The sequence below is a fragment of the Agromyces aerolatus genome (assembly GCF_031432255.1).
In the GTDB taxonomy this organism is placed as follows: Bacteria; Actinomycetota; Actinomycetes; order Actinomycetales; family Microbacteriaceae; genus Agromyces.
On record NZ_JAVKGQ010000007.1, the window covers coordinates 186,050 to 195,854 of the forward strand.

Annotated in this window: 9 protein-coding genes; 4 read left to right on the forward strand and 5 right to left on the reverse strand. The window is 71.1% G+C overall.

The window, feature by feature from the left end:
* Positions 1–4 precede the first annotated feature (4 nt).
* The 3 genes from RH864_RS11245 to RH864_RS11255 form a co-directional block, all read right to left on the reverse strand.
* Positions 5–1,210, reverse strand: a complete 1,206-nt coding sequence (locus tag RH864_RS11245; RefSeq protein WP_310517640.1) for a thiolase family protein — start codon at positions 1,208–1,210, stop codon at positions 5–7.
* Positions 1,211–1,285: 75 nt separating this feature from the next.
* Positions 1,286–2,482 (reverse strand): HRDC domain-containing protein, encoded by a 1,197-nt coding sequence (locus tag RH864_RS11250; RefSeq protein ID WP_310517641.1) that lies wholly within the window; start codon positions 2,480–2,482, stop codon positions 1,286–1,288.
* Positions 2,475–3,062, reverse strand: a complete 588-nt coding sequence (locus RH864_RS11255) for a DUF3000 domain-containing protein (RefSeq protein WP_396129966.1) — start codon at positions 3,060–3,062, stop codon at positions 2,475–2,477. The genes RH864_RS11250 and RH864_RS11255 overlap by 8 nt, the downstream gene beginning before the upstream one ends.
* 109 nt (positions 3,063–3,171) lie before the next feature.
* Here RH864_RS11255 and RH864_RS11260 point away from each other — a divergent pair, with 109 nt between their 5' ends.
* Positions 3,172–4,368 carry an alpha/beta hydrolase family protein gene (locus RH864_RS11260; protein ID WP_310517642.1) on the forward strand — a complete coding sequence of 399 codons (1,197 nt, stop codon included), beginning with the start codon at positions 3,172–3,174 and terminating at the stop codon, positions 4,366–4,368.
* A gap of 46 nt (positions 4,369–4,414) precedes the next feature.
* Here RH864_RS11260 and RH864_RS11265 read toward each other — a convergent pair whose 3' ends face one another.
* Together RH864_RS11265 and RH864_RS11270 are read right to left on the reverse strand one after the other, a co-directional pair.
* On the reverse strand, positions 4,415–4,861 hold the full coding sequence (locus RH864_RS11265) for a SufE family protein (protein ID WP_310517643.1): 447 nt from the start codon (positions 4,859–4,861) through the stop codon (positions 4,415–4,417).
* Between the two features lie 84 nt (positions 4,862–4,945).
* Positions 4,946–5,845, reverse strand: coding sequence for a sulfurtransferase (locus tag RH864_RS11270; RefSeq protein ID WP_310517644.1), 900 nt, complete (start codon positions 5,843–5,845; stop codon positions 4,946–4,948).
* A gap of 142 nt (positions 5,846–5,987) precedes the next feature.
* Between RH864_RS11270 and zapE the strand changes: the two genes are divergently transcribed.
* The 3 genes from zapE (at position 5,988) to RH864_RS11285 (ending at position 9,189) form a co-directional block, all read left to right on the forward strand.
* On the forward strand, positions 5,988–7,043 hold the full coding sequence (zapE, locus tag RH864_RS11275; protein ID WP_310517645.1) for a cell division protein ZapE: 1,056 nt from the start codon (positions 5,988–5,990) through the stop codon (positions 7,041–7,043).
* A 265-nt stretch (positions 7,044–7,308) separates the two neighbouring features.
* Positions 7,309–8,529: an ammonium transporter gene (locus RH864_RS11280; protein WP_310517646.1), complete on the forward strand. Its 1,221-nt coding sequence runs from the start codon at positions 7,309–7,311 to the stop codon at positions 8,527–8,529.
* A 288-nt stretch (positions 8,530–8,817) separates the two neighbouring features.
* Positions 8,818–9,189, forward strand: a complete 372-nt coding sequence (locus tag RH864_RS11285; RefSeq protein ID WP_310517647.1) for a type II toxin-antitoxin system PemK/MazF family toxin — start codon at positions 8,818–8,820, stop codon at positions 9,187–9,189.
* The last annotated feature ends 616 nt before the right edge of the window (positions 9,190–9,805 follow it).

Genomic DNA, 9,805 nt, shown 5'->3' on the forward strand with positions numbered 1-9,805 from the left:
TCGGTCAACGGCCCTTTCCGTAGCGCTTGTGGTGCGGGTTCTCCCAGATGACGCTGCCGCCCTGGCCGAGACCGACGCACATGGCGGTCAGGCCGTACCGCACCTCGGGGTGCTGCTCGAACTGGCGGGCGAGCTGCGTCATGAGGCGCACGCCCGAGGCCGCGAGGGGGTGGCCGATCGCGATCGCACCGCCCCACTGGTTCACGCGCGGGTCCTCGTCGTCGATGCCGAAGTGGTCGAGGAAGCTCAGCACCTGCACCGCGAAGGCCTCGTTGAGCTCGAAGAGGCCGATGTCGTCGATCTTGAGACCGGCCCGCTTGAGCGCCTTCTCGGTCGACGGGATCGGCCCGATGCCCATGACCTCGGGCTGAACGCCCGCGAACCCGAAGCTCACCATGCGCATCTTGGTCGTGAGGCCGAGCTCCTTCGCGGCGTCGCCGCTCGCGAGGATGGCCGCGGTCGCCCCGTCCGTGAGCGGCGACGAGTTGCCGGCCGTCACGCGCCCGTGCGGACGGAACGGCGTGCGCAGGTTCGCGAGGCCTTCCATCGAGGTCTCCGGCCGCCGGCCTTCGTCCTCGGTCGCGAGGCCCCAGCCCTCGTCGGTGCGGATCGCGACGGGCACGAGGTCGGGCTGCAGCTGACCGGCGTCGTACGCGGCTTGCACCTTCTGCTGGCTGCGCATGCCGAAGCGGTCGCTGCGCTCCTTGGTGAGCCCGGGGAACCGGTCGTGCAGCCGCTCGGCCGTGCTGCCCATGTTGAGGGCGTCGCCCGCGACGAGCTTCTCCGTGAGGAAGCGCGGGTTCGGGTCGGCGTCGCCGCCCATCGGGTGACGCCCCATGTGCTCGACGCCGCCCGCGATGACGACGTCGTACTGGCCGAACCCGATGCCCGAGCCGGTCGTGGTGACGGCGGTCATCGCTCCCGCGCACATGCGGTCGATCGCGAAGCCCGGGACGCTCGTCGGCAGTCCGGCGAGGATGGCCGCGGTGCGGCCGAGCGTGAGGCCCTGGTCGCCGGTCTGCGTGGTCGCGGCGATCGCGACGTCGTCGACCCGGTCCTTCGGCAGGTTCGGGTTGCGTTCGAGGAGGCCGGTGATCGTCTTCACCGCGAGGTCGTCGGCCCGGGTGTTCCAGTACATGCCCTTGTCGCCGGCTCGGCCGAAGGGGGTGCGTACCCCGTCGACGAACACGACCTCAGCTCGTTCAGCCACGCTGCAGCTCCGTTTCGGTCAGGATGATTCGATCCTATGAACGGCCGCCGAGGCGATGGAATCGGTTGACGGATCCTACGAATCCGATGCAGAGGCGTCCTCGAGCGACTGTGCGGCCTCTACAAACGCCTCGGCGATTCTCTGTGCGGTCGCGTCAATCTGCCACTCGCGCGCGCCGTGCGCGCGAAGCGCGTCGCCGATGCCTGCGGGAGACGCATCCGCGGGCGGCTGCCACGCGACCCGCCGCAGCGTGTCGGGGGTGAGCAGGTTCTCGGTCGGCATCTGCAGCTGCTCGGCGACCTCGGTCACGGCCGCCTTCGCGAGCCTCAGCCGGGCATCGGCCTCAGGATGCCTGGCCGCCCACGCGCGTGGCGGCGGGGGCGCGTCGTTCGGCACACGGACCGCGGGCGGCTCGGGGTCGGCCAGGCCCGCCTCGATCGCCGCCCACCAGCGGTCGAGCTCGGACCGGCTCGCCCGGCCGCTGAACTCCTTCAGGTCGGCGAGCGCACGTTTCGTGCGGGGCAGGATCCGGGCGGCCGCCACGAGCGAGGCGTCGGGAACGAGCCGGCCGGGAGCGACGTCGAGCTCGGACGCGCGGGCGTCCCGTGTGAGCCAGAGCGAGCGCGCGACGGCGAGGTTCCTGCCGTGCCGGATGGCGTGGATGCCCGAGAGCCGCCGCCAGGGCTCGGCCGCAGGCGGTTTGGCCTCCTTCGTGAGCACCGCGCCGAACTCCTCTGCGGCGAGTCCCTGCTTCCCGGCGGCCTCGAGACGCTCGGTGAGCGCGTCGCGGACGTCGACCAGCAGCTCGACGTCGAGTGCCGCGTAGGTGAGCCACGAGTCGGGCAGCGGCCGGGTCGACCAGTCGGCGGCCGAATGCTCCTTCGCGAGCTTCACGCCCAGCAGTTCCTCGACGACCGAGGCGAGACCGACCCGGGCCATGCCGAGCAGGCGCGCCGCGAGCTCGGTGTCGAAGATGCGCGCGGGGTCGAGTCCGACCTCGCGCAGGCACGCCAGATCCTGGCTGGCCGCGTGCAGCACCCATTCGTCGTCGCCGATCTCCGCCTCGAGCCGGGAGAAGTCGGGGATCGTGGTCGGGTCGAAGAGGAAGGTGCCGGCGCCTCGCCGGAACATCTGGATCAGGTAGGCGCGCTGCGAGTACCGGAAGCCGCTCGCGCGTTCGGCGTCGACCGCGATCGGGCCTTCGCCCGCCGCGAGCAGCGAGACGGCGTCCTCATACGCCTCGGGCGTCTCGATCACCCGGAAATCAGTCACGGTTCCTCCGACGGGGCAGGGTCGTCACCCCTTCCGAACGAGGAGGGAGCCCGGCCAGCATGCACAACAGCTCGCCCCAGCCTTCCACATGCGGGGTGATGCGGGCGTCGAGCGGCGTCCAGGACGCGCGCAGCTCGAGCTGCGCGCCGTCGCCGCGGTGGGCGAGCTCGCCGTAGCCGGTGGAGAGCACCTTCGTCGCGGTGCCGCTCGCCGAGACGTACGCGGCGCCCAGCCCGTCGAGCGCGTCGACGAGCCAGGACCACGCGACGTCGGCGACGAACGGGTCGAGGCCGATGTCCGTCTCGAGCGGTGCCTGCGCGAAGCACACGACACGGAACCGGCCGCCCCAGGCCTCGGGTTCCTCGGGGTCGTAGAGCAGGACGAACCGCCCGGTTCCGAGGTCGGAGTCCGCCGCGTGCCGGCCCGGCTCGACGTCGGCCGCGAGTGCGGCGGCATAGGGAGCGAGCGATCCGGGAGCCGGGATCTCGGTCACCCGGAGCTCGCTGCGGTGCACGGCAGCGCGCATCGATGCCAGCGCCGCGTCGAACTCGGCGGGTGCAGGGGACTCTGGGTCGGACACGTTCGCAGACTAGAGTCTGCATCTGAGCAGGCGGCGACGGCACGCCGCGACGTGATCGAGCCGATGCGATCGGTGATCGAAGGGGTGAGGGATGGGCCGGCGAGGGCGCATGACGGGATCGGCCGCCGTGATCCTGCTCGGCGCCATCGCGCTCCTCGGAGGGCTCGCGGCCGGCATCGTCGCCGCGATCGCGGTCGTCTTCGCGCGCAAGGTCGTCATCCCGGTCGGACCGCGCGAGGAGGATCTCGGCATCGGGCGCGTCGACCTCGCGGGCGGCGAGCTCGAGCTGTACGGCGACGAGGCGGGACTCGCCGGCCGGTACGGCCTGTGGTTCGAGCGCGACTCGGGACACGCACGCCTCGGTGCGGTCGTCGCGCGCGAGACCCGGATGGCCAGACGGCGGATCGAGGGGGTCGACTTCGGGCGCCTCGACCGGGCGAGGCGCGGTCGCCTCGACGGCTGGTATTACCTCGGTCCGTGGGAGTTCGGCCACGGGTACGAGAACGTCGTCGTCCAGACGCCGCTCGGACCCGCGCCCGCGTGGTACATCCCGAGTGCGGAGCCCGGCGGGCGCTGGGTGATCCAGGTGCACGGGCGCGGCGCGAAACGCGGCGAGACGCTGCGTGCACTGCCGGCGGCCTACGCCCGCGGCTGGGACACGCTCGTCGTCTCCTACCGCAACGACGGCGAGGCGCCCGCGAGCGTCGACCGGCGGTACGGCCTCGGCGGCACCGAGTGGGAGGACGTCGTCGCCGCGGTGCGCTTCGCGCGCGAGCACGGCGCCGAGGAGATCGTGCTCATGGGCTGGTCGATGGGCGGCACCATCACCCTGCAGGCCGTGCTGCGATCCGAGGAGGTCAGAGAGCGGCTGGTCGGCGTCATCCTCGAGTCGCCCGCGATCGACTGGGTCGACATCCTGCGCTTCCAGGGCACGCTCTACGGGCTCCCGGAACAGGTGAGCTCCATGGTCACCCGGCTGATCAGCGCGCCGCTCGCGGTGACGGTGACCGGCATCGCCGCACCCATCGACCTGCACAGCCTCGACGCCGTCGCCCGGGCCGAGGAGTTCGACGTGCCGATCCTGCTGCTCGCGAGCGAGGACGACGGGTTCGTCCCGATCGACGGTGCCCGCCGCTTCGCGGCGGCGCGACCCGACCTGGTCCAGTTCGAGGTGTTCACCGGCGCACGCCACGTGAAGCTCTGGAACCACGACCCCGAGCGGTGGACCCGTGTCATCGAGGGCTGGCTGGCACGGCGCGCGGTCGACGGCGCGATCGTCCACGACGAGGATCAGATCGCGGGCTGACGAGGGCTCGCGTCGCCTGACGCGGGCTGACGCGGTGACGGATGTCTCAGGCGGCCGCCCGCTCGCGCACCTGACGCGTGATGCGGGCGAGCATTCCGGTCATGCCGCGGACCCGCAGGGGTGAGACGGCCTCGCCGAGCCCGAGCGACTGCGGGTAGTCCGCGGGCAGCGCGAGCACCTCGTCGACGCTCAGGCCGTCGAGGCCTTGCACGAGGATCGACGCGAACCCGCGCGTCGTCGGGGACTCGGCCGGCGCTGTGGCGTGCAGGTGCACGACGTCGCCGTCGAGCTCGACGAAGATGTAGACCGGCGACTGGCACTCCTCGACGCGTTCGAGCAGATCGGGGTGATCGCTGAGGTGTTCGGGCAGCTCGGGCAGCTCGTTCGCGAAGTCGAGCAGCAGTTGCAGGCGATCGCGGACGGCGAGCGCGAGGAAGTCCTCACGGGTCTCGGCGAGACGGGCGGGCAGCGTGGCATCCATCGTCTCGATCATCGCACGCGCCTCTGGGAGCGGGCCGGGCGCGCGAATCCGGTCCGCCGGCGACCCGTCAGGTTCGCCGGCGATCCGTCAGGCGGCTCAGCGCGACGGAAGCTCGCCGCGCTCGGGGCCGGTGACGATGGGCACACGCACCGCGCTGCCCCACTCGGTCCATGAGCCGTCGTAGTTGCGCACGCCCTCGAAGCCCAGCAGGTGCGTGAGCACGAACCACGTGTGACTCGAACGCTCGCCGATCCGGCAGTACGCGACGATGTCGTCGCCATCCGCGAGTCCGGCCTCGCCGCGGTAGATCGCATCGAGCTCGTCGCGGGACTTGAAGGTGCCGTCGGCGGCCGCGGCGCGGCCCCATGGCACGGATGCCGCGGTCGGAATGTGTCCCGCGCGGAGCGCGCCCTCCTCGGGGTAGGCGGGGGCGGTCGTGCGCTCGCCGGAGTACTCCTCGGGTGAGCGCACGTCGATCAGCGGGTTGCCCAGATGCGCGAGCACGTCCTCTTTGAACGCACGGATGGTCGCGTCGTCGCGTGCGACGACCGGGTATTCCACGGGCGTCACCTCGGGCGGCTCGGTCGTCAGGGGGCGTCCCTCGGCGATCCAGAGATCGCGGCCGCCGTCGAGCAGGCGGACGTCTTCATGCCCGAACAGGGTGAACACCCAGAGCGCGTAGGCCGCCCACCAGTTGTTCTTGTCGCCGTAGATCACGACCGTGGTGTCGCGAGCGATGCCCTTCGAGCCGAGGAGCGCCGCGAACTGCTCGGCGTCGACGTAGTCGCGCACGACCGGGTCGTTCAGGTCGAGGTGCCAGTCGATCTTCACCGCTCCGGGGATGTGACCGGTCTCGTACAGCAGCACGTCCTCGTCGGACTCGACGACCACGAGCCCCGGACGGCCCAGCCGTTCGGCGAGCCACTCGGTGCTGACGAGCCGTTCAGGGTGGGCGTAGGCCGCGAACTTCTCGGCGACGTCGAACTCGACCGGCATGGAACCTCCAGAGGTCGCCCGGTTGGGGCAGGGGAGCGGTGGGCGCGGACTAGGCTGTTGAGCTGTCCACCCTCGAATCTACGCGGCTCCGCCTGCTGAAGTCACGGGCCCGTCATCAGGTGCAATACGGGAGCCTCACCACATGTCCTCGGACCTCTCCACCGGTCTTCTCCGGCTCGTCGAACGCAACCCGGTCATCTCGGGTGCCGAGATCGCGGGCGACCTCGTGCCGCCGCCGCAGTTCGAGCATGCGAGCTTCGACTCGTACCGCCCCGACCCCGACTTCCCGTCGCAGCAGGCCGCGCTCGACCGGCTCAAGGAGTTCGCGGGCGCGTGGCGTGCGGCGCAGCGGCCGGGCGGGTTCTTCTCACGCAAGCGTCCGGCGCGCATCGAGCTGCCGGGTGTCTACCTCGACGGCGGGTTCGGTGTCGGCAAGACGCACCTGCTCGCGGCGCTGTGGCATGTGGCGCACGGGCCCAAGTACTTCGGCACGTTCATCGAGTACACGGCGCTCGTCGGCGCCCTCGGGTATGCACCGGCGGTGAAGCTGCTCACGGGGGCCAAGCTCATCTGCATCGACGAGTTCGAGCTCGACGACCCGGGCGACACCATGCTCATGACGCGGTTCCTCGGCGAGCTCATGGCGAGCGGCACACGCGTGGCCGCCACGAGCAACACACCGCCGAACGCGCTCGGCGAGGGCCGCTTCGCGGCCGCCGACTTCCTCCGCGAGATCCAGGGACTCGCGTCGAACTTCGAGACCCTGCGCATCGACGGCCTCGACTTCCGTCGCCGCGACACCGGTGGCCGGGCCGAGAGCCCCGACGGCGACGCCGCGGTCGAGCGCACCGCCGAGGCCCTCGCCGGGCGCGGGCACCCGGTGTCGCTCGACGACTTCGACGGTCTCATGGCGCATCTCGCGACGGTGCACCCGTCGAAGTACATCAAACTCATCGAGGGCGTCGACATCATCGGCCTCCGCGGCGTGCACGAGCTGCACGACCAGAGCGCCGCGTTGCGGCTGGTCGCGTTCATCGACCGGGTCTACGACGCCGAGGTGCCGATCATCGCCAGCGGCGTGCCGCTCGACGGCGTGTTCGACGCGGACATGCTGGCCGGCGGCTACCGCAAGAAGTACCTGCGTGCGATGAGCCGCATGACGGCGCTCACGACCGGCGAGCTCCCGCCGCACGACTGACCGGCCAGGGCCCGGGCCAGGGCGCCGGCCACGGGGCATCCGTCTCGGGCTCGCGCCCGCAACCCGTCGATCCTGACTCCCGGCCGATCTCTGGCCCGCGGAAACACGCCCGTTACCTCAGCGCGTTCTTCGTAACCGACCCGAAACGAACCACGTCCTCTCGCCGAAACGTGCCAGCACCAGTCTGAGGGACGTACCCGAGACCTCCGCAGTTCCTCCATTCCTCGCGGTACATCCGAAGCAACTTTCACGGTGAGGATTACCAATGGATACGGGAAGCATTGCGTGGGCGATCACCGCGACCGCCCTCGTGCTCTTCATGACCCCGGGCGTCGCGTTCTTCTACGGCGGCCTCGTCAAGGCGAAGAGCGTCGTGAGCATGATGATGATGAGCTTCGGCGCACTCGGGCTCGTCGCCGTGCTCTGGGTGCTCTACGGCTACAACATGAGCGCAGTCGGCGGGGTCTGGGACTTCGCTGGCAACCCGTTCTCCGATTTCGGGCTCGGCCAGCTCGCGACCGGTGAGTCGGCGAACACCGACCTCATCGGCGTCGCGTACGGCTCCACGTTCGCGATCATCACGGTCGCCCTGATCTCGGGCGCGATCGCCGACCGCGCCAAGTTCGGTGCGTGGATGATCTTCGCGGGCATCTGGGCCACGATCGTCTACTTCCCCGTCGCGGCCTGGGTCTGGGGCGGTGGCTGGATCCTCAACCTCGGCGAGACCATGGGCCTGCCGGGCGTCATCGACTACGCCGGTGGCACCGCGGTGCACATCAACGCGGGTGCCGCGGCGCTCGCGCTCGCACTCGTCCTCGGCAAGCGCGTCGGCTTCCAGAAGGGCTTCGACAAGCCGCACAACGTGCCGCTGACCCTTCTCGGCGCGGCGGTGCTGTGGTTCGGCTGGTTCGGCTTCAACGCCGGCGCCGAGTGGCTCAACGGGCTCGCGAACACCGGCCTGATCGTCATCAACACGATCGGCGCGACCGCCGCGGCGATCCTCGGCTGGCTGGTCGTCGAGAAGCTCAAGGACGGCAAGCCGACGTCGGTCGGCGCCGCGTCGGGCGCCGTCGCGGGTCTGGTCGCGATCACCCCGGCCTGTGCCAACCTCGAGCCCGGCTGGGCGCTGCTGCTCGGTGTCATCGCCGGCGCGGTCTGCGCGCTCGCGATCGAGCTGAAGTTCAAGCTCGGCTTCGACGACTCGCTCGACGTCGTGGGCATCCACCTCGTCGGCGGCCTCATCGGCACGCTGTACCTGGGCTTCTTCGCGATCGACACCGGCCTCTTCCTCGGCGGCGGCTTCGGTCAGCTCGCCGTGCAGACGATCGCCGCGGTCGGCGTGATGGTGTACTCCTTCGTCATCGCATTGGTCCTCGGCTTCGCGATCGAGAAGACGATCGGCTTCCGGGTCAAGAACGAGGACGAGCTCGCGGGCATCGACAGCACGGTGCACGGCGAGTCGGGGTACAAGCTCGAGACCGTCTGAGTCATCGACGTGAGTCGCTGAACCACCGTGAGGGCGGTGGGGTAGTGTGCGGGTGTGTCAGGCACCGGTCGCTTCCTCACCGCCCTTCGGCGTGTCATCGGTTCGGTCGGCGGGCGGGGCTCGCGGGGCGGGCGCGGCTCGCGGGGCGGCGGTGGTACGCCGGCCGGGCGCGGTACAGGGGCCGGGGGCGCAGGGCGGCCGGATGCTTCGCCGCGAGGCCGTACCGACCTGTCGCAGTCTCCGGGCCAGACCGGACCGTCCGCGACGATCGAGCTCGATCCACGACGCGTGGGCCGGGTGCGATTCGCGTACGCGCCCGAGCGTGACGGCGAGCCCGACCCGGGCGAGGTCGTGTGGACGTGGGTGCCGTTCGAGGAGCGCGATGGGCGCGGCAAGGACCGCCCGGTCGCCATCGTGGCGGCGGGTGCACCTGGTGAGTATCTGGCGGTGCAGTTGACGAGCAAGCCCCACGACGACGGTGACCGCTACGTGCCGCTCGGGGCGGGCGCATGGGATGCGGAGGGGCGCCCGAGCTGGGCGCGCATCGACCGCGTGTACCGTGTGCGCTCGGGTGGCATGCGGCGCGAGGGCGCCACGCTCGACCGCGCGCCTTACGACCGGTTGACGGCCGCCCTGGCGGCCCGCCACGGCTGGCGCTGAGCTCTTCAGGCGAGCGACTCAGGCGACCCAGATCAGAGCAACGGCGGCCTGAACCCGCGTCCTGAGCCCGCGTCGTCGTGCCCGGCGGGTCTCGGCCGGGCTCGTTCAGGTGGCGCCGGTGGCGCGGCCGTCCTGTCCGATGACTACGCGCGCCCGGGGACTCCGTGCGCCGCGGCACGCTCGCCAGGCGCGGTGCTGATGTCGGCGGCGGTCGCGCGCGGTGGATCGTCGCCGCGCACTCTGTCACAGTTGCCAGTCGCAGGTGCAGGTGCAGGCGCACGTGTGGCACGGATTGCGGCACCGGCTTCGCGTGGGAGACGTCGTCCGCGCAGACCGGCCGCGCCAGTGCAGGTCCTGATGGCGGCATGGGCTTTCGCGCGGTGGACCGTTGTCGCGCACTCCCGCGGTCGCCGTGGGTGGGTCGTTCCGTCGGCAGTTCTCGCTCGTTCTGCGCTCATGCGGCCGACACCGCGGGCTCGGTGTCGTGTGGGTGGCCGGTGTGTGTGGTCGGGGGTGGTGTGGCGGGGTCGAATCGGGCTCGGCCGCCGAGGCGTGGGGTTCGGGTGGGGTCGATGTGTGGGGGTGGGGTGAACCAGGTGTGTGGGCCGTTGGTGTG

Bases quoted from the DNA above. Each gene is read 5' to 3' on its own strand.
- RH864_RS11260 (WP_310517642.1), top strand. From the start codon at position 3,172: ATGACGGGATCGGCCGCCGTGATCCTGCTCGGCGCCATCGCGCTCCTC.
- RH864_RS11265 (WP_310517643.1), bottom strand. From the start codon at position 4,861: ATGATCGAGACGATGGATGCCACGCTGCCCGCCCGTCTCGCCGAGACC.
- RH864_RS11270 (WP_310517644.1), bottom strand. From the start codon at position 5,845: ATGCCGGTCGAGTTCGACGTCGCCGAGAAGTTCGCGGCCTACGCCCAC.
- zapE (WP_310517645.1), top strand. From the start codon at position 5,988: ATGTCCTCGGACCTCTCCACCGGTCTTCTCCGGCTCGTCGAACGCAAC.
- RH864_RS11280 (WP_310517646.1), top strand. From the start codon at position 7,309: ATGGATACGGGAAGCATTGCGTGGGCGATCACCGCGACCGCCCTCGTG.